The following is a 20,847-nucleotide window of genomic DNA, read 5'->3' as shown; positions in this document are numbered from 1 at the left end:
GAGCAGGCCGTGGCTCACGGCTTGTGAGCGAGGGCGGCGTGGATACAGGAATCGGCCTCGTCCCCCGGCAAGGAGTCCAGGTTCCTGTGCGCGTCCGCATCCGCGTCCGGCCGCCAACGGTTGGTGGAGACGATGCCGGGAGCAAGGATCTCCAATCCGGCCCCCTCCAGGAATCCCGCGATGGTGGCCCTGTCGCGCGGCGTGACGGTCACGCCGCCCTCGGCGTACAGGTCGGTCAGGAGTTCCACGGTGCGCCGGTCGCCGTCATAGTCGTAGGTGCCCTGCGAGAAGACCACGTAGCTGCCGGACGGCACCTCTGCCACCAGCCGCTCGATGATGCCGGCCGGGTCGTCCTCGTCCTCGACGAACAGGAAGACCGAGGCCAGGAGCAGTCCGACGGGCCGGCCGAAGTCGATGGTCCTCCGTACGACCGGTGAGCGCAGAATCGACTCGGGATCGCGCGCGTCGGCCGTGAGGCAGCCGACCCGGGCGTCCCCCTGCCACCTGGCCGACAGCTCGGCCATGACCGCCTCGTCCCGATCGACGTAGAGGACCCCGCAGGCCGGGTCGACGTCCTGCGCCACCTCGTGGACGTTCGGCGCGTGGTCCGGCCCGGAGCCGATGTCCAGGAACTGCCGGATGCCGTACTGCTCGGCGACGGTACGCACCGCCCGCAGCACAAAGAGACGCTGATTGCGGGCGATGAGCCCGACGTTGGGCACCCGCTGCTGTATCCGTTCGGTCAGGGTCATTTCCCGGTCCCCACCGTCTTCCCGGTCCCCGCCGTCCTCCCGGTCCCCGCCGTCCTCCCGGTCCCCACCGTCTGTCCCGTCGTCCAGGAAGTGCGCGTACAGCCGTGCCGCGTGCGTGCCGGCCGGGGTGTCATGCGAAGTCATGCCGCTCTCCGGTGGTCTCGCCCTCTTCGGCACCGTGAGTACGTCAGCGGTCACCGAACGGTCAGCACGATCTTGCCCGTGACCCGGCCGGACTCACTCAACTCGTGTGCCTTGGCGACTTCCTGGAGCGGCAGGACCTCCTCAACGGCGACCCGCAGGACGCCCCGCTCCACCAGTGCGCCGATCTCCCGCAGATCGGCCCCCGAGGCGGTGAATCCGAACTCCACGTACCGCCGCCCCTGCTCTCCCGCCTTGGCCCGGATCGGGTCTCGGTCCGGGCCGGTGCCCCTGATGTCGATCAGCACCCCGCCGGGGGCCAGCGCGTCCAGAGACCGCAGGCCGTACTCACCGCTGATGGGGTCCAGCACCACGTCGACGCCCGCCGCGGCGGCCACGAAGTCGGTGGAGGTGTAGTCGACCAGCTCGTCGGCGCCGAGCTCCTGGAGAAAGCCGTGCTTGGCCCGCCGGGCTGTGCCGATGACGTACGCGCCGCGATCCTTGGCGATCTGGACCGCCAGGTGCCCGATGCCACCGGCCGCCGCATGCACCAGAACCCGCTGCCCGGCCCGCACGCCCGCGACCCGCGCCAGTGGCTGCCAGGCCGTCAGCGCCGCGGTCGGCAGCGCCGCCGCGCGCACCAGGTCAAGGCCCGCGGGGACGGGCGCCAGGGCCTCCTGCGGCACCGCGACGTACTCGGCGTAGGCGCGCGGCGGCAGCACCGCGGCGAACACCGCCTCGCCCGGCCGGAACCCAGTGACCCGCTCGCCCGCCGTCTCCACCACCCCGGCCAGATCCAGCCCCAGCGTGAACGGCGGCTCGCCCAGCCGGGGCAACAGCCCGGAACGCCCCTTCCAGTCGGCCGGGTTGACACCCACGGCGTGGACACGCACCAGCACCTCGTCGGGCCCCGGCTCGGGCCGCTCCGTCTCGATGATCTCCAGGACGTCCGGGCCGCCGAAGACCCGCTGGCTGACCGCCCGCATACGGCTGTTCATCTCATCGCCTTCCCTTGACACCTGAGAACGGTGGCCGACCGGCCACGGGCTCCATCCTGGAAGAAGGCGGTATCCCTTGGGAAGAAGGCACCTATGTGATACCCAGGTACCTTATGGATACCTACTCGGACACGGATGCGGGACCGCCCCTCACCTACCGCAGCGACTGCCCCTCACGAACCGTCATCGCGGTGATCGCCAACAAGTGGGCGCTGTATGTCCTGGGCGCCCTGCGGCGTTACGAGCGGCCGCTGCGGTTCAACGAGCTGCGGCGCGTCCTGGACGGCATCACCCAGAAGATGCTGACCCAGACCCTGCGCACACTGGAACGCGACGGCCTGGTCAGCCGCACCGTCTACCCGACCGTCCCACCGCGCGTCGAATACGGCCTGACCCCCCTCGGCGGCCAGGCCGGGCAGCTGACCGCCGCCATCGCCGACTGGTCGCTGGAGCACGCACGCGAAATCCTCGCCGCCCGCACCTCCTTCGACGAACGAGCGGCCACCGCGCCGGCCCCTGTCCAAGCAGGAACTCTCTCAGCCGACCCTGTGAAGCGTTCCAGCCTCCGGCCGGTGAGGCGCTGGTGAAGATCCCCGAGCACATCCTGAGGGAGGCCGTCCGTGCTCTTGGAGGGTGAAGCGTGGCAGGCCGATTTCCGATGCGGCCCCTGTCCGGACCTAGGCTTCCCGGACCGCGGAGGTAAGTGACATGTCCGGCTAGCGGTCGCCCGCGACCTGGCCGGCGATCGGCTCCAGCAGCGCCAGCTCTTCGGCGGTCAGCGTGATTCGGGTGGCCGCGGCGTTCTCGAGGAGGCGGCTGCGCTTGCGGGTTCCGGGGATCGGTACGACGGTCAGGCCGTGTACGTGGGCCCGCTGCTGCACCCAGGCCAGGGCGATCTGGGCCGTGGTGGCGCCATGGTCGGCCGCGATCTGGTGGAGGGGCGCCAGGAGAGCGGCGTTCGCCTTGGCGTTGTCGCCGGTGAGGCGTGGGTGGAACTGCCGGAAGTCGCTGCTGGAGAGGTCTTTGCCCGCGTCGGTGAAGGCCCCGGTCAGGAAGCCCTTGCCGAGCGGCGAGTACGGCACGAAGGCGACGCCGAGGGCGGCGGCCGCGTCCACCGCGCTGCGCTCGACGTCCCGGCTGAAGAGCGACCACTCCGACTGCAGGGCGGTGATCGGGTGCACGGCGTGCGCCTCGCGCAGCTCGGCGCCGGTGACCTCACTCAGGCCCAGGTACCTGACCTTGCCTTCCCGCACCAGGTCGGCCATGGCGCCGACGGACTCGGCGAGCGGGACGGCGGGGTCGCGGCGGTGCATGTAATAGAGGTCGATGACCTCGACGTTCAGACGGCGCAGGCTCGCCTCGACGGCCCTCTTGATGTAGGCGGGATCGTTGCGCAGGCCCCGGTAGCCCGGGTCGTCGGCGCGGCGTTCGATGCCGAACTTGGTGGCCAAGGTGATCTCGTCGCGGTGCGCGGCGACGAACAGCGCGAGGAACTCCTCGTTGGCGCCGGCGCCGTACATGTCGGCGGTGTCGATGAGGGTGACGCCCGCCTCGACGGTGGCCTCCAGGGTGTCGCGGGCCGCCGCGACGTCCGTCTGTCCGTAGGCGTGGCTGATGCCCATGGCGCCGAAGCCCTGGACGCCGACGAGGGGGCCGCCGGTGCCCAGCTCGACCTTGCTGATCTGTTCGATGGCGTTGCTCATGCCGGGCCACGCTAGGTCCTTGAAGTGCGCTTCAAGCAAGGGACCTTGCGGCAGGCGCTTACGGCTTGCGAGCGAGGACGGCGTGAATGAGGAGTCGGCCCCATCCCCCGGCAAGGCGTAGGGGGTTCCCATGCGCGTCCGCGTCCGGCCGCCCGCGGTTGGTGGCGACGATGCCGGGAGCAAGGACCTCTCATCCGGCCCCCTCCAGGAATCCCGCGATGGTGGCCCTGTCGCGCGGCGTGACGGTCACGCCGCCCTCGGCGTACAGGTCGGTCAGGAGTTCCACGGTGCGCCGGTCGCCGTCATAGTCGTAGGTGCCCTGCGAGAAGACCACACAGCTGCCGGACGGCACCTCTGCCACCAGCCGCGGCGGCCACGAAGTCGGTGGAGGTGTAGTCGATCAGCTCGTCGGCGCCGAGCTCCTGGAGAAAGCCGTGCTTCGCGCCAGTGGCTGCCAGGCCGTCAGCGCCGCGGTCGGCAGCACCGCGGCGAACACCGCCTCGCCCGGCCGGAACCCAGTGACCCGCTGACTGATCGCCCGCATACGGCTGTTCATCTCATCGCCTTCCCTTGACACCTGAGAACGGTGGCCGATCGGCCACGGGCTCCACCCTGGAAGAAGGCGGTATCCCTTGGGAACCTCATGGATACCTACTCGGGCACGGATGCGGGCCTGCCCCTCACCTACCGCAGCGGCTGCCCCTCACGAACCGTCATCGCGGTGATCGCCAACAAGTGGGCGCTGTATGTCCTGGACCGCATCACCCAGAAGATGCTGACCCAGACCCTGCGCACACTGGAACGCGACGGCCTGACCAGCCGCACCGTCAACCCGACCGTCCCACCGCGCGGAGCACGCACGCCGGGGTCCGGCCGACGGGGGCATGGACGGAGTTCCCGGTTCCGAACAGTCACTCGAAGGGGTGGAGTTGGGGTCTCGAATAACCCGAGCGGCGGCACGGGGCATGCGGCCGCTATCGAGAGGCGGCCGACGAGAGTTCCGGGATGGGAACGCCACCGGACCACAGCTCCTCCGCATGCTCCACGAAGCGAGAGAACATCCCCACGTCACCATGGCGCCGCAGATGCATCAACGGCGAGTCGTGGCCGACGAGCCGCGCCAGGTGGGGCGTGACCAGTGCGTCGTCGTCGAAGCGGAAGACCGAGAGGGAGACGTGGTTCATCGCATCAGCCGACGCGGAGAACCGCACCTCCAGTCCCCGCACCTCACCTGTCTTGGCAAGCTGCTCCAGGGTCATCTTGATGCGCGTGGAGACCGTCAGGGCAACGTGCTCAATGGCTTCCCGCTGTCGGGTTACCGGTTTCTCCGGGTCGCCCAACAGGAAGCGGACTCGGCAACCGCTCTCAGCCTTCCTCCGCAGCGTCTCGGGAAGAGCGGGCACCTGTGTCCACGCTCAACGGCCTGTTTGAGGCCGACCCCGACGGCGAGGGCAGCCGGATCATGTGCGGGCAGGAGATCGGCACCATCTCGGTCACCGCAGAGCTGCGGGACGGTCCGTCGCCGCTGGACGTCGAGGGCTGGCAGGACGTCGCCGAAGTCTCCGCCTCTTGGGAGTCGGCCTTCATGGACTTCGGAACGACGCGGCGCGAAGACGCTCAGGAGGCGGAGCTGCAGTTGCCTGGGCCCGGGGACTACCGGGTGCGCGCGCATGGCAAGAACCGTGACGACGGCGACCCACGCGAGGGCGACGACCCGCGCCGCTCGGGACGTTGACGCATCGTGAATGGCGAAGCCCACGACCATCGGCGAGGAGCGGCGCACGCCGTGGCCGCTGGCTCCGGCCGCCGTGTCACTGCATGTTCTGTCCATGCGGGTGCTCCCAGGAAGCCGCACAGACATACAGCTGCAGGCTGTAACCACGACCGATGTTCACGTGGGTGGCACCGCCGGCGTCGGGAAACGACGGGTCGGCGTCCTCAGGATCCTCTAGCGGCCGCCAGCTCTTGCTTCCGCCGTCCCACTCACGGCCATCGACGGTCAGCAGCGGCAGGAGGCCCGAGTCGCACTCGGCGCAGGCCATGGGGAACGGGTCGGAGAAGCTCCACGGGGTGTGGCCGCCGACCTTGCAGCCCGGGGCGACGCCGAGGTCGTACTGGTAGACCACCCCGTGGTGCTCCTCCCAGGCACGGATCCTGTCCGTCAGGTCCTCCGGCAGCTCGTGTGGAGCGGGGTACTCGGTGACCGTCTCGGGGTGCAGCAGGCACGGTTCCGGCAGGTAGTCGTCGTTGCCGATCACCGACGGCTGGGGGGCGGTGCTGATCGGGTCGGAGACATCGGCAGCGGTCCGCCAGCGCAGCACGGTTCGGGGCAGGTAGTCCTCATCGTGGTCGAACGGGCACCATAGGAGCTGCAGGAGATCGGCGCCGCCCGGGCGCGGCAGGGCAGGGATGTCCGCAGCGTAGAGCTGGGCCACCGGCACCATCGGGACCGGGCCGTCCTGGGTTATCCGCTCCCCGTCCGCCACACGCTCGACGACGGCACGTTCCTCCTCGGTCAGCAGTTCAGCCCCGGCAGCGCGAGGCCGGCTCCACGCCTCGGCAAGGATCCGTCGCCGTTGCCGGACATCGTCGGGTGCGAAGCCGAGGTGCCAGGGGCCGGCGTGGTCCGGACAGGTGGGCCACCGTTCCTGAGACGGCCACAGGAGCGGCCCGCCGATCGAGCTGTCCGCCGTGGTCGGATTGCCGGCGCGAGGGTGCAGCCGCACCGCGGTGCGGGCCAGCGGCACGAGCTCCGGGAAGTACCGGGTGACGTCGACCGGGCGGGGTGGAGTGGTGCGAACCATGCACGAAGGCTATGTCGTGCTCAACTCCGCCGTATGCCCACCGAGGGGCGCAGCAGTAGCCACGCAGGTGACAGGCGAGCTTCAGCGCCAGGCCGGGGCGTCGGTGCCCCACAGGGTGGGCGGGTGGGGCCAGTCGCGGGGGGCGCCCCCGTAGCCGAGGGGTGGGCGGGCGTAGCGCAGGTGGCCGTACGGGGCAGGGCGCTCGGTCAGCCACGGCCCCGGCTCGTACGCTACGCCGTCCGTGGTGGCGGGGGTGATGCCGTGCATCAGCCAGGAGGCCGTGGCAGCGAGGGAGAGGCGCAGGCGGCTTCCGCCGCCGCTCTCCTGACGCTCGGTCAGGGCGCGCAGGACCGCCGCGGCGAGCAGATAGCCGGTGCCGTGGTCGAGTGCCTGCGCGGGCAGTACGCCGGGGTGGCCGTCGGGGGTGGCTTCGATGGTGGCGATGCCGCTCGCGGCCTGGACGAGACTGTCGAAGCCGCGCCGGTTGGCCCAGGGGCCGGACCAGCCCCAGGCCGACACCTGGGCGACGACGAGTCCGGGACGGCGTTCCAGCAGGGCGTCCGGGGCGAGGCCGAGGCGGTCGAGGGCGCCCGGTCGGTAGCCGGTGACCACGGCGTCGGCGCGGGAGAGGAGCTCTTCGAAGGTCTGCCGGTCCCGGGGATCGGCGAGGTCCAGCCGGGTGGACCGCTTGCCGAAGCCCGTGTCGGCGTGGGCGTCCGGGTCCTCCGGGAGGTGCGGGGAGTCGACGCGCTGTACGTCCGCGCCGAGCAGGCCCAGGGTGCGGGTGGCCACCGGCCCGGCGATGACGCGGGTCAGGTCGAGGATCCGTACGCCGTCGGCGGGGAGGGGCGCGGGCGGCAGGGGGCGGGGAGCCGCGTCGCCGACCCGCCGGGACGTGATCAGCGCCGGTTCGGCCTCGGCGGCAGTCTCCGCGGGCAGCGCGACCGCTACGGCCAGGCCGCCCGCTTCGTAGACCGTCTCCTGGACCCACTGCGCCGGGCGGGCCGCCAGCTCTTCGGCGAGGCGCTTGGCGAGAACGTCCTCGTCGCCCCGGTCGGCGATGCCGAGGGCGGCCAGGAGGCGGGCGCGGTGGTGTGGGTAGTTGGCGTGGGTGCGCACCCAGCCGTCGGCCGCGCGCCAGAAACCGGACAGCGGCGCGAAGTTGGTCGGCTTCCGGCCGTCGATCCGCAGATGCCGCTCGCTGACGAAGGCCGTGGCGACCGCGGCCTCGGCCACCCGTACGGCGGGCACCGGTCCCCCGGACCGCCGCGCCGTGAGTTCGGCGGCGGCGAGGGAGCACGCTCCGACGGTGGCGCGGGCCAGCTCCCGTACGGGCAGGCGAGAGGGCAGCACCCCGTCGGCGGGGACGTACGACACCTCCTCCAGCAGGTCCGCGGCGCCCCCGAGGGCGGTCCACGCGTGAGCGGTCGCGGAGTCGATTCGATGGGCCATGCAGTCATTGTGCGGGACCCATGGTCGCCTCGACGCAGGCGACCATGACGCGCAGCCCTTCCTCGCAGCGCGCCTCGCAGCCTGTGAACAGGTCCGCACCCGCCCCCGCCGCCGGCTGTGGGGCACCGGAGCGTCCAAGCCGCATCGAGTGTTCCGGCGCGTGAGGCCCCAGCCCATCAGCGGCCTCCGGCCGCGGGCCGCTCCCCAGGGAGCGGCGCAGCACCCACTGGGCGTTGATAATGCGCTCCTGCCAGGTAAGGCCGTGACGTCGGCCGTGATCCCCTGTCAGCCGTTCAGCTCGTGCCCGACGCGGGTCCCGCCAGGCCGTGCAGCAGCAGGGCAGTGAGGGTGTCGACGATCTCCTCGTCGGTGGCCCGCGGGCCGCCTTCCCCGGCGGTGATGACCGCGAACCCGAGCACCGAGACCATCGCCCCCATGGCCGCGGCGACCAGCGAGGGGTCACCCGGGAGCTGGTGGCCGCGCTCGCGGAGCCAGTCCAAGTGCTCGCGGAGGGTGCTCGTCTCCTCGGTCAGGTTCGCCCACGCGCGGCCCTGGCCGGGCGGGCCGGCGAAGTTCGTCTGCATCAGGGCCACGACCACGGGCAGGTGATCGCGGATCACCCGCCAGGTGACGGCCAAATGATCACGCAGCTGCTCGGGGTCCGTCAGATCGTGATCGGCCGGGTGGCCGTCCGCGCCGATCTCCGTGTCGGCCTGCGCGTTCAGGTCTTGCAGCAGGGCCTGGAGCAGGGCGTTCTTGTCCGCGAAGTGGGCGTAGAACGAGCCGGTGGCGCGTCCGGCTTCGCGGGTGATGTCAGTGATCTTCGTGTCGAGGTAGCCGCGCTCGGCGAACAGCCTCCGCGCCGCGTCCTTCAGCGCTGCCTCGGTCTCGGCGGCCTTCTCCCTGCGTACGCCCATCGGGTGGGGCTCCTTCTCCGGCTTGACGTGTGGCCTGGACCTCCAGCATAGTGAATCGCGGTTCGATGAATTCTCATTCAATGAATATAGATTCAGGGAGTTTGTGTGAATGTCATCGTCATCGGCGGCGGAGTGGCCGGAGCGGCGAGTGCGATAGCGCTGCGGCGGCTCGGTGTGGAGGTCACGGTGTACGAGGCGTACGCCGAACCGGCAGGTCAGGTGGGCTCGTTCCTCAGCCTGGCGTCCAACGGTCTGCGGGTGCTGCGCTCTCTCGGCGTACTGGAGCAGGTACAGCGGGCCGGGATCGATGTGCCGGGTCAGCGCATGTGGTCGAGCTCGGCCAAGCTGCTGGGCGATGTCCCGCGAGGCCGGTTGAGCGGCGACGAGCTGCACAGCGTGACCTTGATGCGGGGCGCGCTGGTCGAGGCGCTGCGCGCGGAGGCGCTGGTGGCCGGAGCGGCCATCGTCACCGGTGAGCGCCTGGTGGACGCGGTCACCACCGAGGGGGGCGTACGGGCGGTCTTCGCGAGCGGCCGTACAGCGGAGGCATCACTGCTCATCGGCGCGGACGGCATCAGGTCGGCCACCCGGTCGCTGCTCGACCCGCACGCGCCCACCCCCGAGTACGCCGGCCTCTACAGCATCTCGGGCATCGCCGACGGCATCGAGACCGAACCCGGCATCTTCAACCTGACGTTCGCCCGCAACGGCGCCTTCATCCACCTCGCGGCCCCCGGCGGCAAGGTCTGGTGGTCGGCCCAGGTCTCCAGCCCCGCACAGCCGGAGCTCAGCCGCACCGACGAGGAATGGCTGCGCCACCTGGCCGGGCTGTACCGGCACGAACAGGTACCGTCCGCGATCCTTGACGCCACCGTCGAGCTGCACCGCCCCACCCTGATGCACAGGCTCGACGCGATCCCGGTTTGCCAGAACGACCGCATCGCGCTGCTCGGCGACGCCGGACACCCCGTCGGTGCGGGGCAGGGCGCATCAATGGCCTTGGAGGACGCACTGGTCCTGGCCCAGTCACTGGCCGCGGAGCCCTCGATCAAGGCCGCCCTCTCGGCGTACGCGGCTGTCCGCTCGGACCGCGTTGCCAAGATGGTCAAAGCAGCCTCGGACAACCGCGACGCCAAGACGGCCGGCCCGCTCGCGCGGTGGATGCGCGACCTGGTGATGCCGGTGGGGGTGCGCCTCTGCTACGAGAGGGCCACGGCCTGGCTCTACACCCACGACTGCGGCGAACTGCCGACCAGTCGGACACCTGCGGACTCCCAGGCCCGTGGCGCACGACTTTGACCTTCAGGGGTTGATGGACGCGCGCCCCCGCGGTGAGGACGACGGACCAGCCCGGCCGGACGGACGGCGCGGCGGACCCATCCGCCGCGCCGTCCGTCCGGTGGAGAACCGACTACTCCGCCCCGAACTCCAGCAGCACCTTGCAGGAGCGGCTGCGGTCGGCGGCCAGGGCGAAGGCGTCGGCCGACTCCCGTACCGGCCGGACCGCGCTGATCAGCGACTCCAGGGACGGCTCGGCGGCCAGCAGCCGCAGGGCGTCGTCGAACTCCGCGTGGAAGCGGAACGCGCCGCGCACCTCGATCTCCCGGCTGACCAGCAGGTTTCCCGCGATCGGGCTCTGCCCGGGCGGCAGCATGCCCAGCTGCACGACGACGCCGCCGCGCCGGATCCGGCGCAGACAGGTGTCGAGGCCGGCCGCCACGCCGGAGGCCTCGATCGCGATGTCCACCTCGTCGTCCGGCCAGTTCGGGTCGGCCGGGTCGTCGGCCCGTACGCACGCGGTGGCCCCGGCCGAGGCCGCGAACTCCAGGGCCCGCGGCAGCAGATCGGTCACCGTGATCTTCGCGGCGCCCGCCGCGCGCGCCGCGGCCACGACCAGACAGCCGATCGGCCCGGCGCCCGTCACCAGCACATGACGGCCCCTGAGGTCACCGGCGCGGCGTACCGCGTGCAGGGCGACCGCGAGCGGCTCCGCGAGCGCGGCGCGGCGCAGGTCCAGTCCTTCGGGCAGGGCCCGCAGCTGCGCCGCCGGGACAGCGATACGGGCCGCGAAGCCGCCCTGGACGTGCGGGGTCCGTGCGGCGCTGCCCAGGTAGCGGGTGTCACGGCAGACGTTGGCCCGGCCGTCCGCGCACTCGGGGCACACCCCGCAGGGCGTGGCCGGGTGGACGGCGACGGGCGTACCGGGCGCGGGTCCGCTCGCGCCCGCGCCGTACCCGACGACCCTGCCGACGACCTCATGGCCCAACACCATCGGCTCGCTCAGGCGGAAGTCGCCGACCCCGCCGTGGCGGTGGTAGTGCAGGTCGGATCCGCAGATGCCGCCGTAGTGGATCGCGACGACGGCCTGCCCGGGAGCCGGGGTCGGCTCGGGGAGTTCGTCGACCCGCAGATCGCCCTGCCCATGGATCACACAGCCCAGCACCATGTCCTTCACCCACGCCTCTCCGTGTTCCTTGAGTCCGCGTGCTCAGAGCACGCTCGTCATGCCGCCGTCCACGTACAGGACCTGCCCGCTCACGAAGTCCGCCGCGGGCGAGGCGAGATACAGCAGCGCGCCGACCAGGTCCTCGGTCCGCCCCCAGCGGCCCGCCGGGGTCCGTCCGCGCACCCAGGCGCTGAACTTCTCGTCCTCGACGAGCGGCCGGGTCAGCTCGGTCTCGATATAGCCGGGGCCCAGCCCGTTGACCTGGATTCCGTACGGGCCCCAGTCGGCGCACATGCCCTTGGTGAGCATCTTCAGCGCGCCCTTGGTCGCCGCGTAGGGGGCGATGCCGGGGCGCACCACCTCGCTCTGCAGCGAACAGATGTTGACGATCTTTCCGTGTCCGCGCTCGGTCATCCGCCGGGCGGTCTCGCGGCCCACCAGGAAGGCGCTGGTGAGGTTGGTGTCCAGGATCTGGTGCCAGTCGGCGTCGGTGAACTCCAGCAGCGGGGCGCGGTTCTGCATGCCCGCGTTGTTGACCAGGATGTCGAGCGGGCCGATCCGCTCCTCCACCTCGGCGATCCCGGCGGCGACGGAGGGTCCGTCGGTGACGTCGAAGGCGGCGGTGTGGACGGTGGCGGTGTGGACGGCCGTAACCCCGGTGAGCTCGGCGGACTCGGTGAGCTCGGCCGCCGCGGCCTTGAGGCGTTCCGGGTCACGGCCGTTGAGGACCACCGTGCAGCCCGCCTCCAGCAGGCCCCGGGCGAGCGCGTGGCCGATGCCCCGGCTGGAGCCGGTGACGAGGGCGGTACGGCCCGCGATGTCGAAGAGCGGATGTGTCGTCATGGGTACGCGTTCCCCAGATCGCTGGATGACCGGATCGCCGGATACCGGATCGCCGGATGACCGGATCGCTAGATGACCAGTGAGAGCAGCAGGACGAAGCCGAGCGAGACGACGGAGATGATGGTCTCCATCACCGACCAGGTCCGTACGGTCTGGCCGACGCTCATTCCGAAGTACTCCTTGACCAGCCAGAATCCGGCGTCGTTGACATGGCTGAAGAACAGCGACCCGGCGCCGATGGCGAGGACGAGCAGCGCGGTGTGCGTGGTGCTCATATCGGCCGCGAGCGGGGCCATCAGCCCGGCGGCGGAGATCGTGGCCACGGTCGCCGAGCCGGTCGCCAGCCGGATGCCCACCGCGATCAGCCAGCCCAGCAGCAGCGCGGAGACGTTCCAGTCCTTGGAGAAGTCCATGATCATATCGCCGACGCCGATGTCGATCAGCGTCTCCTTGAAGCCGCCGCCCGCGGCGACGATCAGCAGGATTCCGGCGATCGGGGCGAGCGAGGTCTCCACGGTGGACGCCAGCCGGTCCTTGGTGAAGCCCGCCGCCCGGCCGAGCGTGAACATCCCGACGATCACCGCCGCCAGCAGGGCGATCAGCGGCGAACCGACCACGTCCGCGACCCGCTGGACACCGTCGGCCGGGTCGTCCACGACGATGTCGACGAGCGCCTTGCCGAGCATCAGAACGACGGGCAGCAGCACCGTGGCCACGGTGACCCCGAACCCGGGGCGGCGCTCCAGCTCCTCCGAGGGACGGGCCGGTATCAGCCGGTCGGGCGGCGTGACGTCCACCCAGCGGGCGGCGATCCGCGAGAAGAGCGGCCCGGCGATCACGACGGTGGGCAGCGCGACCAGCACGCCGAGCGCCAGAGTGACGCCCAGGTTGGCCTTGACCGAGTCGATCGCGGCGAGCGGGCCGGGGTGCGGCGGCACCAGGCCGTGCATGACGGACAGGCCGGCGAGGGCCGGGATGCCGATGCGCATCAGCGAGTAGTTGCCGCGCTTGGCGACCAACAGCACCACCGGGATCATCAGCACCATGCCGACCTCGAAGAAGAGCGGCAGTCCGATGATGCCCGCGATCAGGGCCATCGCCCACGGCATGGTGCGGTTGTTCGCCTTGGCGAGGATCGTGTCGACGATCTCGTCGGCGCCGCCGGAGTCCGCGAGGAGCTTGCCGAGTATCGCGCCGAGCGCGATCAGCACGCCGACGCCCGCGACCGTCTTGCCGAGCCCGGTCGTGAAGCTGGCGATCACCTTGTCCAGCGGCGCGCCGGCGACGGCGCCGAGGGCGAGCGAGCCGAAGGTCAGCGACAGGAAGGCGTGCAGTTTGAACTTGGTGATGAGGAGGACGATGACGGCGATGCCGACGAGGACGGCGATTCCCAGCTGGGCGTGACCGGCCGACGTGATCGGGTCGACAGTGTCCGCTGCCAGCGTCTCGACGCTGAGACTGGTCACGGAGGCTTCCTTACATGCGTGTCTTGACCGTACGTTTGTTTATCCGGGTATGCCGGATATCAACGGGGATGAAAGAGGGGACGGGAGCGAGGGCGAACGGGACGGGCGTTATCGCCGCGCTTCGGACCGCCGCAGCGCGGCGACGGCCCGCTCCGTGACGGTCTCGGGCTTCGGGGTGATGTCCACCGCGACGCCGTTCTCGTCCGGTCGCAGCGGTTCGAGGGTGGCCAGCTGCGAGTCGAGCATGTTGCTGGCGAAGAAGTGGCCCTTGCGGGCCTTCATCCGCTCGGCGATCTGATCGCGGTCGCCGGTGAGGTGGAGGAAGAAGATGTCGGGGGCGGCGGCGCGGAGCCGGTCGCGGTAGACGCGCCTGAGCGCGGAGCAGCTGACCACACCGCCACCGGCGGCGTGTTCACGGGCCCACGCGCCGATGGCGTCCAGCCAGGGTCGGCGGTCTTCGTCGTCGAGGGGGGTACCGGCCGACATCTTGGCGATGTTGGCCGGGGGGTGGAAGTCGTCGGCCTCGGCGTACGGAACGCCGAGCTCGGCTGCCAGCAGCTCGCCGACCGTGGACTTGCCCGTGCCGGACACTCCCATGACGACGACAACCTGGGGGGTCTCCATCGATACCTCGCTGTCTTCTCCGGCGCTGTCTTCCTCGACCTCTGCGCCGCGGCACACTCAACCCCACAGGTACGACGTATTCAAGGGTCCGTGACTTAAAAGTCATACTTATTTGGGGATGCGGCCGGGCACGTAGGCTGAGCCCATGGACAACCAGGGGCGTGGACTGCACGCACGCGTGCTGGCATCCCTCGGGCCCGCGATCACAGCAGGCGACTACCCGCCGGGCACCGTTTTGCGCACGGACGAGCTGGAGAAGCGCTTCGACGTCTCCCGCACGGTCGTACGCGAGGTGGTGCGCGTCCTGGAGTCCATGCACCTGGTGGAGTCCCGCCGCCGGGTGGGCGTCACGGTGCGCCCGGCCGAGGAGTGGGACGTCTTCGACCCGCAGGTCATCCGCTGGCGGCTGGCGGGCTCCGACCGGCCGCGCCAGCTGCGCTCGCTGACCGCGCTGCGCTCGGCGATCGAACCGGCGGCGGCGGCGCTGGCCGCCGAGCACGCCACCCCCGAGCAGTGCGCCGAGCTCACCGAACACGCGCTCAACATGGTGGCCACCTCGCGCGGCCAGCAGCTGCCGGCCTATCTGATCCACGACATCGCGTTCCACCGGGTGATCCTCAGGGCCTCGGGCAACGAGATGTTCGCGCGCCTGGGCGACGTGGTCGCGGAGGTGCTGACGGGGCGCACCGAGCACCAGGTGATGTTCAGCGATCCGGACCCGGAGGCGGTCACCCTGCATGTACGGGTCGCCGAGGCCGTACGGGCGCGGGACGCGGTGCGGGCGGAGGCCTGCACACGGGAGATCACGGTCGGCGCGCTGCGGGAGCTGGACATCCTGGCGCCGTAGGGACGCACCACGTGCCAACAGGGCGCGGGCGCGCGAGCTATACCCCGGTCGGCCAGCGCTCGTACCACCGCTGGTCGGCCTCCAGCTGGGCGGCGAGCGAGATCAGCCGCGGCTCGCTGTTGGCGGGCCCGAGGAGCTGGGCGCCCAGCGGCAGCGTGCCGCCCTCGCCCGCGAATCCGGCCGGTACGTTCACGGCCGGCCACCCCAGGACGTTCCACGGCCAGGCGTACGGGCAGGCCGCGATCACCGCCCGGTCGGTGTGCCAGCCGTTCAGCTTGGTCAGGGCCCCGATCCGCAGCGGCGGCGTCGCGGTCGTCGGGGAGAGCACCACATCAAAGCCGCAGCCGTCGCCGTCGCCGTCGCCGTCGCCGTCGCCGTCGCCGTCGCGCGAGAAGATCTCCCCGACCCTGCGCCGCAGCGGCTCCTCGACGGCCCGGGCCAGGCGCAGCGGCCTGCCTCCCAGGAGCCTGCCGTGCCGGACGGCGGTGAGCGTGCGTACGTCCAGCAGGGCCCGGTCCGGGACGTTCGCGGACCACTCCCACAGCCCCACCATCGCCCGCGGCAGGAAGGACAGGCCGACCCCGACCCCGTAGCGTAGTTCGGCCTCCACGACCTCGTGGCCCAGGGCCGCCAGCCGCTCGGCGAGCCGGAGCACGGCGGCCCGGACGACCGGGTCGAGCTGCTTGGGCGTGCCGGTGAAAGCGGGCTTCAGGGAGAGCGCGACGCGCAGCCGCCCCGGGTCGCGGCGCACGGCGGAGAGCACGTCCACGGGCGGCGGCTGGTGCAGGTCGCCCGGGCGGTTTCCGCTCGCCGCGTGCAGCAGCAGGGCGGCGTCCTCGACCGTACGGGCGAGGGGGCCGTTGCAGGTGATGCCGTTGAACGCCTCGGCGTACGGCCAGGTGGAGATCCGGCCGCGCTGCGGCTTGATGCCGATCAGGTGGGTCCAGGCGGCCGGGATACGGACCGAACCCGCCCCGTCCGAGCCGAGCGCGGCGGGCACCAGGCCCGCGGCCACGGCGGCCGCGGCTCCGCCGGAGGAACCGCCCGGAGTGTAGTCCGGGTTCCATGGATTGCGCGTCTCGCCGAAGGCGGGCCCTTCCGTGAACGGCCACTGCCCCAGCTCGGGTGTGTTCGTCTTGCCCACGACGACGGCACCGGCCGCCCGCAGCCGCCGCACCGCCTCGGAGTCCTCGGTCTTGGGCGGGAACTCCCCGCAGCACCCGAAGCAGGTCGGCTCGCCCGCCACGTCCGTGTCGTCCTTGACCGCGATCGGCACCCCCAGCAGCGGCAGCCGCCGTCCGGCCGCCAGCAGCCGGTCGGCCTCCTCGGCCTCGCGGAGCGCGGCCTCGGCGCGCACCCGCCGGAAGGCGTTCAGCGTGCCCTGGGTCCCGGCGATACGGTCCAGCGCCCGCTCGACCAGCGCACGGGAGGACACCTCACCGCCGGCCAGCGCGCTGACCTGCTCGCTCAAGCCTTTCGGAATGACGCTGGTCACGGCGGACCTCCTCGACTCGCCTCGCCCGCGCCCGGCGGGCAGGAACCGGTGCTCGTGAGTTCGGCCACTCCCCCTTTACCGAACGGGACGCGTCTGCGCACTCTGGGCGGGGTAACGGCTGCCTCATGCCGAATCATCGCTGAGTGAGAAGGACACCCGCATGACCGACATCGCGGCACGCCGTGCCCGTTTCCGGCTCCGTACCGGCGGACCGTCCGACGACGGGCTGCTGGAAGCCGTCCTCGGCTGGGTTCTGACCGTCTGCATCGCAATGCTCACCGTCCAGCTCGGGCTGCTGTAGCCGGGAAAGCCGCCTCCTCGCGGCCGCGCAGCCGGCGGTCGAGGAACGCCACGAGGGGCGCACCCGGAGCAGGGTCATCGGTCGAAGCCGCCGCCAGGTTTCCGTCCAGATCGGCGACCGCCTTGATCCTCGGGTCGTCGTGCAGGGCCGCCAGGTCCGCCGGACAGCCGGCGGACCGGCCGAACAATCCGATCCTGGACAGGTCCAGGACGCCGGGGGCGAGCGAAACGAGCTGGTCGAGCACGAACCGGACGTCCGCCACCCGGTCCTGCGGGAACTCAGCCGCCCGCGCGTCGTCGGCGTGTTCGATGGTCACGACCACATAGCCGTGCGAGGCCACCTCCTCGGCGAGCGGGACGCGCGGCGAACGCGCCTCGCCGACGCCGGGCGAGTGGAGCACCACGGGGCGCGGGCCGCTCGGGTCCAGCGCGGGCGGGGCGTCCTCGTGGGTGAAGGTCCCCGGGGTCCGCTCGTACCGCTCGACGTCGCGGGCCGGGTAGCGGACGCCGACCGTCAGCTCGCGGAACGGCTTGGACGGCGCCCCGGGCTCGGGCCGGTCGCGGTCGACCAGCTGCAGGGAGATCATGCCGACGGGATCCGGGCCGGTCGGCGCCGCCATGACCCCTGAGGCGGGGGCGGCGAGCGAGGCGGAGGCGGTCGGTTCGCTGCGGTGCGGCCCACGGCCGGTGGTGTAGGTCGTCATGTGTTAAAGGATTCCGCGTCGGGCCGCCCGACACCATGTGGGGAGCCCGCCGTCCTCGGGTGGAGCTGAGTCCACCTTGCCCCGGGACGCGAGTCCCGCGATGAACCGGCTCCGTCACCGACCCCCCACCACCTCCGTCCACTATGCTGTACTCCATCGTTTGGCATAGTGCACTACACAGGGAGAAGTGAACCGTGACACCCGACGCAGCGGAATGGCTCGACTCGGCCACCATCGACCCCGCCGTCCTCGCGCTGCGCCCCGACTACCGCGCGCTCCTCATCACCGCCGAGGGGCTGCGCCCCGGTCCCGGCGACGACTTCAGCGAGGGCATGCTCTCGGCGGCGGAGTCCACGGCGCGCGAGCTGCTGGGCGACGGGGCTGTGGAACAGCACCCGCACATCGCCGCGTGGCGCGAGGCGTTCCGCGCCTTCGGGGCGAAGCCGCAGCGCACCCGGCCCAGCGCGGAGGCGCTGCTGCGGCGGGTGGCGGCCGGGCTGCCCCGGGTGGACCGGCTCACCGACATCTACAACGCGATCTCCGTCGCCCATGTCCTGCCGCTCGGCGGCGAGGATCTCGACCACTACGCCGGACCGGCGCGGCTGGTCCGCGCCGACGGTGACGAGACCTTCGAGACCACGGCCGGCGGCGATGCCGTCGTGGAGCACCCCGCGCCGGGCGAGGTGGTCTGGCGCGACGACGCGGGCGTCACCTGCCGCCGCTGGAACTGGCGTCAGTGCACCCGCACCCGGCTGACCCACGCCACCACCCGCGCCATGTTCGTCCTCGACGCCCTCGGCCCCATGGACGACGCGGCCCTGGCCGCCGCCGGGGAGGCGCTCACCGCGGCCCTGACGGACGCCTGCCCGGGCGTACGGCTCCACTCGCGGCTGGTCACGGGCTCGCCGCAGACGGTCACGGGCTGACGCCCCCGAGGTCCCGCGCCAGCTGCTCCGCCTTCTCCTTGGTGAACGACCCGGAGATCTGAACCTTGCCCCCGGGGATGGCGGACGCGACGGACGGGGCGGACAGCAGCTTGGCGCCGCGCACCATCGCGAGCCGGTTCTGCGGGCTCTGCCGCTGGGCGAGCTTGCCCGTCAACTGGCCGAAGCGGGCGGCGTCCGCGCTCCCGAGGCCGATGGTCACGACGTAGCCCTGGCTGTACTGCTCGTCGAAGCTCGCCTTCGCCGACTGGGTCCGGCGCACGGTCATCCCGGCGTCCGGGTCGACGTAGAGGCACGACTGCCCGGCCTGGCCCGTCCCGCCCGTCTGGCCCGTCGGGGTGTCGGCGTACGCGTCGGTGGCGCCGCTCGGGCAGGGCCCGGGTTCCTCCCGCTCAACCGGGAGGAACCGCAGCGGCGGCCCGCTCACCACGCCCCCCGCGGCGCTGCCGCCCCCGCTGCCGCCGCCCCGGCCGCCGGCTCCGCCGCTGCCGCCGTCGTCGCACCCCGCGGTCGCCGACGCCGCCAGCAGCAGCCCCGCCACCGCCGTCGCGCCCCGCGCCCATCCGCTTCTCATCGGCCCGCCCCCCGTGGTCCTGGGCCCTGTGGCCCACGTCACTGCTTCAACCAGCCCTGGAAGTAGACCAGAAACCGCGCCCCGGTCAGAAGGTATTGGCCGGGACGTACGTACCCCATACGTCCCGCAGCGCGTCGCAGACCTCCCCCAGCGTGGCGCGGGCGGCGAGCGCGTCCTTCATCGGGTAGAGGACGTTCGCCGCCCCCGCCTCGCTCTCGGCGGCCTTCTTCAGCGCGGACAGCGCCGCGCTCACCGCCGTACGGTCGCGCGCGGCGCGCAGCTTCGCCAGGCGGTCCCGCTGCCGTTCCTCGATGGCCGGGTCCACGCGCAGCGGCTCGTACGGCTCTTCCTCCTCCAGCCGGAAGCGGTTCAGGCCGACGACCACCCGGTCGCCCGCATCGGTCTCCTGGGCGATGCGGTAGGCGTTGCGCTCGATCTCCTCCTTCTGGAAGCCCTGTTCGATGGCGGCCACGGCGCCGCCCAGGTCCTCGACCCGCCGCATCAGGTCGAGGGCGGCGGCTTCGACGGCGTCGGTGAGCGACTCGACGGCGTACGAGCCGGCGAGCGGGTCGACCGTGGCGGCCACATCCGTCTCGTGGGCCAGCACCTGCTGGGTGCGCAGCGCGAGGCGGGCGGACTTGTCGGTGGGCAGCGCGATGGCCTCGTCGAAGGCGTTGGTGTGCAGGGACTGGGTGCCACCGAGGACGGCGGCGAGCCCCTGGACCGCGACCCGCACCAGATTCACCTCGGGCTGCTGGGCGGTGAGCTGGACGCCCGCCGTCTGGGTGTGGAAGCGCAGCATCTGCGACCTCGGGTCGAGGGCGCCGAACTCCTCGCGCATGACCCGTGCCCAGATCCTGCGCGCCGCCCGGAATTTGGCTGCCTCCTCCAGGAGCGTCGTACGGGAGACGAAGAAGAAGGACAGGCGGGGGGCGAAGTCGTCGACCGCCATGCCCGCGGCGAGGGCCGTACGGACGTACTCGATGCCGTCGGCCAGCGTGAAGGCGATCTCCTGCGCGGGCGAGGCGCCCGCCTCCGCCATGTGGTAGCCGGAGATGGAGATGGTGTTCCAGCGGGGGATCTCGGCCCCGCAGTACTTGAAGACGTCCGCGACGAGCCGCAGCGAGGGGCCCGGCGGGAAGATGTACGTGCCGCGCGCGATGTACTCCTTGAGCACGTCGTTCTGGATGGTGCCGGTGAGGTTCCGGGCCGCCACGCCCTGCTCCTCGCCGACGAGTTGGTAGAGCAGGAGCAGCAGGGCCGCGGGCGCGTTGATGGTCATGGAGGTCGAGACGCGGTCCAGCGGGATACCGGCGAGCAGCGTCCGCATGTCCTCGACCGAGTCGATGGCGACGCCGACCTTGCCGACCTCGCCGTGGGCGAGCGGGGCGTCGGAGTCGTAGCCCATCTGGGTGGGCAGGTCGAAGGCGACGGACAGGCCCGTCGTGCCGTGCTCGATGAGCCGGCGGTAGCGGGCGTTGGACTCGGCGGCGGTGCCGAAGCCCGCGTACTGGCGCATCGTCCAGGGGCGGCCGGTGTACATCGAAGGGTGGACGCCGCGCGTGTAGGGGTACGTGCCCGGCTCGCCCAGCGCCTCCTCCGGGTCCCGGCCGGTGAGCGCCTCGGGCCCGTACACCGGTTCGATGGGGAAACCCGACTCCGACTCGCGCGCCATGTGTTCACGCCTCCTGCTGGTCCGGTGGCCACCACTCGAGGGGAAGAGCCCTCCTCACAGCATGCGCCGATGTTCGCCGCGCGGCAGCCCCGGGAAGCATGGAAGACGATAGCGACAGCGAACGGCGAACTGCGTACTGCGAACGGCACAGGGCACGGCGAC

22 protein-coding genes and 2 pseudogenes are annotated in these 20,847 nt (G+C 71.8%); 7 read left to right on the top strand and 17 right to left on the bottom strand.

Going from position 1 to position 20,847, the window contains the following annotated elements; genetic code table 11:
- Positions 1 to 14: 14 nt before the first annotated feature.
- Together PV419_RS17925 and PV419_RS17920 are read right to left on the bottom strand one after the other, a co-directional pair.
- Positions 15 to 896: an SAM-dependent methyltransferase gene (locus PV419_RS17925; RefSeq protein WP_319689743.1), complete on the bottom strand. Its 882-nt coding sequence runs from the start codon at positions 894 to 896 to the stop codon at positions 15 to 17.
- A gap of 50 nt (positions 897 to 946) precedes the next feature.
- Positions 947 to 1,879, bottom strand: coding sequence for an NADP-dependent oxidoreductase (locus tag PV419_RS17920; protein ID WP_319690037.1), 933 nt, complete (start codon positions 1,877 to 1,879; stop codon positions 947 to 949).
- A gap of 125 nt (positions 1,880 to 2,004) precedes the next feature.
- Between PV419_RS17920 and PV419_RS17915 the strand changes: the two genes are divergently transcribed.
- On the top strand, positions 2,005 to 2,478 hold the full coding sequence (locus tag PV419_RS17915; protein ID WP_319689741.1) for a helix-turn-helix domain-containing protein: 474 nt from the start codon (positions 2,005 to 2,007) through the stop codon (positions 2,476 to 2,478).
- Between the two features lie 129 nt (positions 2,479 to 2,607).
- On the opposite strand, the gene PV419_RS17910 is transcribed toward PV419_RS17915, so the two are convergent.
- The 3 genes from PV419_RS17910 to PV419_RS17900 form a co-directional block, all read right to left on the bottom strand.
- Entirely contained in the window at positions 2,608 to 3,594 is a 987-nt protein-coding gene (locus PV419_RS17910) for an aldo/keto reductase (RefSeq protein WP_319689739.1), read from the bottom strand.
- Positions 3,595 to 3,784: 190 nt separating this feature from the next.
- Complete coding sequence (locus PV419_RS17905; protein ID WP_319689737.1) at positions 3,785 to 3,946, bottom strand: hypothetical protein; 162 nt, start codon at positions 3,944 to 3,946, stop codon at positions 3,785 to 3,787.
- 48 nt (positions 3,947 to 3,994) lie between these two features.
- Positions 3,995 to 4,150 (bottom strand): hypothetical protein, encoded by a 156-nt coding sequence (locus PV419_RS17900; protein ID WP_319689735.1) that lies wholly within the window; start codon positions 4,148 to 4,150, stop codon positions 3,995 to 3,997.
- An 87-nt stretch (positions 4,151 to 4,237) separates the two neighbouring features.
- Here PV419_RS17900 and PV419_RS17895 point away from each other — a divergent pair.
- Positions 4,238 to 4,432 (top strand): annotated as a pseudogene (locus PV419_RS17895) (winged helix-turn-helix transcriptional regulator); the annotation flags it as partial.
- A gap of 136 nt (positions 4,433 to 4,568) precedes the next feature.
- Here the strand turns inward: PV419_RS17895 and PV419_RS17890 are convergent.
- A pseudogene (locus tag PV419_RS17890) lies at positions 4,569 to 5,006 on the bottom strand (XRE family transcriptional regulator); the annotation flags it as partial.
- Between PV419_RS17890 and PV419_RS17885 the strand changes: the two are divergent.
- Positions 5,000 to 5,329, top strand: a complete 330-nt coding sequence (locus tag PV419_RS17885) for a hypothetical protein (RefSeq protein ID WP_319689733.1) — start codon at positions 5,000 to 5,002, stop codon at positions 5,327 to 5,329. The pseudogene PV419_RS17890 and the gene PV419_RS17885 overlap by 7 nt on opposite strands.
- A 76-nt stretch (positions 5,330 to 5,405) precedes the next feature.
- Here the strand turns inward: PV419_RS17885 and PV419_RS17880 are convergent, their stop codons facing one another.
- From PV419_RS17880 to PV419_RS17870, 3 genes are all read right to left on the bottom strand, one after another.
- A complete protein-coding gene (locus tag PV419_RS17880) occupies positions 5,406 to 6,398 on the bottom strand; it encodes a hypothetical protein (RefSeq protein ID WP_319689731.1) in 993 nt (330 codons plus the stop codon).
- A gap of 81 nt (positions 6,399 to 6,479) precedes the next feature.
- On the bottom strand, positions 6,480 to 7,850 hold the full coding sequence (locus PV419_RS17875; RefSeq protein WP_319689729.1) for a CoA transferase: 1,371 nt from the start codon (positions 7,848 to 7,850) through the stop codon (positions 6,480 to 6,482).
- 293 nt (positions 7,851 to 8,143) lie between these two features.
- Complete coding sequence (locus PV419_RS17870; RefSeq protein WP_319689727.1) at positions 8,144 to 8,767, bottom strand: TetR/AcrR family transcriptional regulator; 624 nt, start codon at positions 8,765 to 8,767, stop codon at positions 8,144 to 8,146.
- A gap of 105 nt (positions 8,768 to 8,872) precedes the next feature.
- Here PV419_RS17870 and PV419_RS17865 point away from each other — a divergent pair, with 105 nt between their 5' ends.
- On the top strand, positions 8,873 to 10,066 hold the full coding sequence (locus tag PV419_RS17865) for an FAD-dependent oxidoreductase (protein ID WP_319689725.1): 1,194 nt from the start codon (positions 8,873 to 8,875) through the stop codon (positions 10,064 to 10,066).
- A 112-nt stretch (positions 10,067 to 10,178) separates the two neighbouring features.
- Here PV419_RS17865 and PV419_RS17860 read toward each other — a convergent pair whose 3' ends face one another.
- The 4 genes from PV419_RS17860 to PV419_RS17845 all read right to left on the bottom strand — a co-directional run bounded on the left by PV419_RS17860 (position 10,179) and on the right by PV419_RS17845 (position 14,146).
- On the bottom strand, positions 10,179 to 11,213 hold the full coding sequence (locus PV419_RS17860; protein WP_319690031.1) for an L-idonate 5-dehydrogenase: 1,035 nt from the start codon (positions 11,211 to 11,213) through the stop codon (positions 10,179 to 10,181).
- Between the two features lie 42 nt (positions 11,214 to 11,255).
- Complete coding sequence (locus PV419_RS17855) at positions 11,256 to 12,056, bottom strand: SDR family oxidoreductase (protein WP_319689722.1); 801 nt, start codon at positions 12,054 to 12,056, stop codon at positions 11,256 to 11,258.
- 68 nt (positions 12,057 to 12,124) lie between these two features.
- Positions 12,125 to 13,522, bottom strand: a complete 1,398-nt coding sequence (locus PV419_RS17850) for a gluconate:H+ symporter (RefSeq protein WP_319689719.1) — start codon at positions 13,520 to 13,522, stop codon at positions 12,125 to 12,127.
- 108 nt (positions 13,523 to 13,630) lie between these two features.
- Positions 13,631 to 14,146 carry a gluconokinase gene (locus tag PV419_RS17845; protein ID WP_319689717.1) on the bottom strand — a complete coding sequence of 172 codons (516 nt, stop codon included), beginning with the start codon at positions 14,144 to 14,146 and terminating at the stop codon, positions 13,631 to 13,633.
- Positions 14,147 to 14,291: 145 nt separating this feature from the next.
- On the opposite strand from PV419_RS17845, the gene PV419_RS17840 reads away from it, so the two are divergent.
- Positions 14,292 to 14,993: a FadR/GntR family transcriptional regulator gene (locus tag PV419_RS17840; RefSeq protein WP_319689714.1), complete on the top strand. Its 702-nt coding sequence runs from the start codon at positions 14,292 to 14,294 to the stop codon at positions 14,991 to 14,993.
- Positions 14,994 to 15,030: 37 nt separating this feature from the next.
- Here the strand turns inward: PV419_RS17840 and PV419_RS17835 are convergent, their stop codons facing one another.
- Positions 15,031 to 16,488: an amidase gene (locus PV419_RS17835; protein WP_319689712.1), complete on the bottom strand. Its 1,458-nt coding sequence runs from the start codon at positions 16,486 to 16,488 to the stop codon at positions 15,031 to 15,033.
- A 160-nt stretch (positions 16,489 to 16,648) separates the two neighbouring features.
- Between PV419_RS17835 and PV419_RS17830 the strand changes: the two genes are divergently transcribed.
- Complete coding sequence (locus PV419_RS17830; RefSeq protein WP_319689710.1) at positions 16,649 to 16,789, top strand: SCO1431 family membrane protein; 141 nt, start codon at positions 16,649 to 16,651, stop codon at positions 16,787 to 16,789.
- On the opposite strand, the gene PV419_RS17825 is transcribed toward PV419_RS17830, so the two are convergent.
- Complete coding sequence (locus PV419_RS17825) at positions 16,764 to 17,492, bottom strand: hypothetical protein (RefSeq protein ID WP_319689708.1); 729 nt, start codon at positions 17,490 to 17,492, stop codon at positions 16,764 to 16,766. The two genes, PV419_RS17830 and PV419_RS17825, sit on opposite strands and share 26 nt — an antisense overlap.
- Before the next feature lie 194 nt (positions 17,493 to 17,686).
- Between PV419_RS17825 and PV419_RS17820 the strand changes: the two genes are divergently transcribed.
- The gene (locus tag PV419_RS17820; protein ID WP_319689706.1) at positions 17,687 to 18,418 is read left to right on the top strand and encodes a B3/4 domain-containing protein; all 732 of its coding nucleotides are present in this window, start codon (positions 17,687 to 17,689) and stop codon (positions 18,416 to 18,418) included.
- On the opposite strand, the gene PV419_RS17815 is transcribed toward PV419_RS17820, so the two are convergent.
- Positions 18,408 to 19,010: a SecDF P1 head subdomain-containing protein gene (locus tag PV419_RS17815; protein WP_319689704.1), complete on the bottom strand. Its 603-nt coding sequence runs from the start codon at positions 19,008 to 19,010 to the stop codon at positions 18,408 to 18,410. The genes PV419_RS17820 and PV419_RS17815 overlap by 11 nt on opposite strands.
- An 85-nt stretch (positions 19,011 to 19,095) precedes the next feature.
- Positions 19,096 to 20,685, bottom strand: a complete 1,590-nt coding sequence (locus PV419_RS17810) for a methylmalonyl-CoA mutase (RefSeq protein ID WP_319689702.1) — start codon at positions 20,683 to 20,685, stop codon at positions 19,096 to 19,098.
- Between the last annotated feature and the right edge of the window lie 162 nt (positions 20,686 to 20,847).

It is taken from the genome of Streptomyces sp. ME19-01-6, assembly GCF_033793745.1.
Taxonomy (GTDB): Bacteria; Actinomycetota; Actinomycetes; order Streptomycetales; family Streptomycetaceae; genus Streptomyces.
This window is presented reverse-complemented; position numbering and strand designations above follow the sequence as displayed.

Bases quoted from the DNA above. Each gene is read 5' to 3' on its own strand.
- PV419_RS17815 (WP_319689704.1), bottom strand. From the start codon at position 19,010: ATGAGAAGCGGATGGGCGCGGGGCGCGACGGCGGTGGCGGGGCTGCTG.
- PV419_RS17880 (WP_319689731.1), bottom strand. From the start codon at position 6,398: ATGGTTCGCACCACTCCACCCCGCCCGGTCGACGTCACCCGGTACTTC.
- PV419_RS17845 (WP_319689717.1), bottom strand. From the start codon at position 14,146: ATGGAGACCCCCCAGGTTGTCGTCGTCATGGGAGTGTCCGGCACGGGC.
- PV419_RS17830 (WP_319689710.1), top strand. From the start codon at position 16,649: ATGACCGACATCGCGGCACGCCGTGCCCGTTTCCGGCTCCGTACCGGC.
- PV419_RS17925 (WP_319689743.1), bottom strand. From the start codon at position 896: ATGACTTCGCATGACACCCCGGCCGGCACGCACGCGGCACGGCTGTAC.
- PV419_RS17825 (WP_319689708.1), bottom strand. From the start codon at position 17,492: ATGACGACCTACACCACCGGCCGTGGGCCGCACCGCAGCGAACCGACC.
- PV419_RS17900 (WP_319689735.1), bottom strand. From the start codon at position 4,150: ATGAACAGCCGTATGCGGGCGATCAGTCAGCGGGTCACTGGGTTCCGG.
- PV419_RS17840 (WP_319689714.1), top strand. From the start codon at position 14,292: ATGGACAACCAGGGGCGTGGACTGCACGCACGCGTGCTGGCATCCCTC.
- PV419_RS17810 (WP_319689702.1), bottom strand. From the start codon at position 20,685: ATGGCGCGCGAGTCGGAGTCGGGTTTCCCCATCGAACCGGTGTACGGG.
- PV419_RS17920 (WP_319690037.1), bottom strand. From the start codon at position 1,879: ATGCGGGCGGTCAGCCAGCGGGTCTTCGGCGGCCCGGACGTCCTGGAG.
- PV419_RS17910 (WP_319689739.1), bottom strand. From the start codon at position 3,594: ATGAGCAACGCCATCGAACAGATCAGCAAGGTCGAGCTGGGCACCGGC.
- PV419_RS17855 (WP_319689722.1), bottom strand. From the start codon at position 12,056: ATGACGACACATCCGCTCTTCGACATCGCGGGCCGTACCGCCCTCGTC.
- PV419_RS17860 (WP_319690031.1), bottom strand. From the start codon at position 11,213: ATGGTGCTGGGCTGTGTGATCCATGGGCAGGGCGATCTGCGGGTCGAC.
- PV419_RS17870 (WP_319689727.1), bottom strand. From the start codon at position 8,767: ATGGGCGTACGCAGGGAGAAGGCCGCCGAGACCGAGGCAGCGCTGAAG.
- PV419_RS17915 (WP_319689741.1), top strand. From the start codon at position 2,005: ATGGATACCTACTCGGACACGGATGCGGGACCGCCCCTCACCTACCGC.
- PV419_RS17875 (WP_319689729.1), bottom strand. From the start codon at position 7,850: ATGGCCCATCGAATCGACTCCGCGACCGCTCACGCGTGGACCGCCCTC.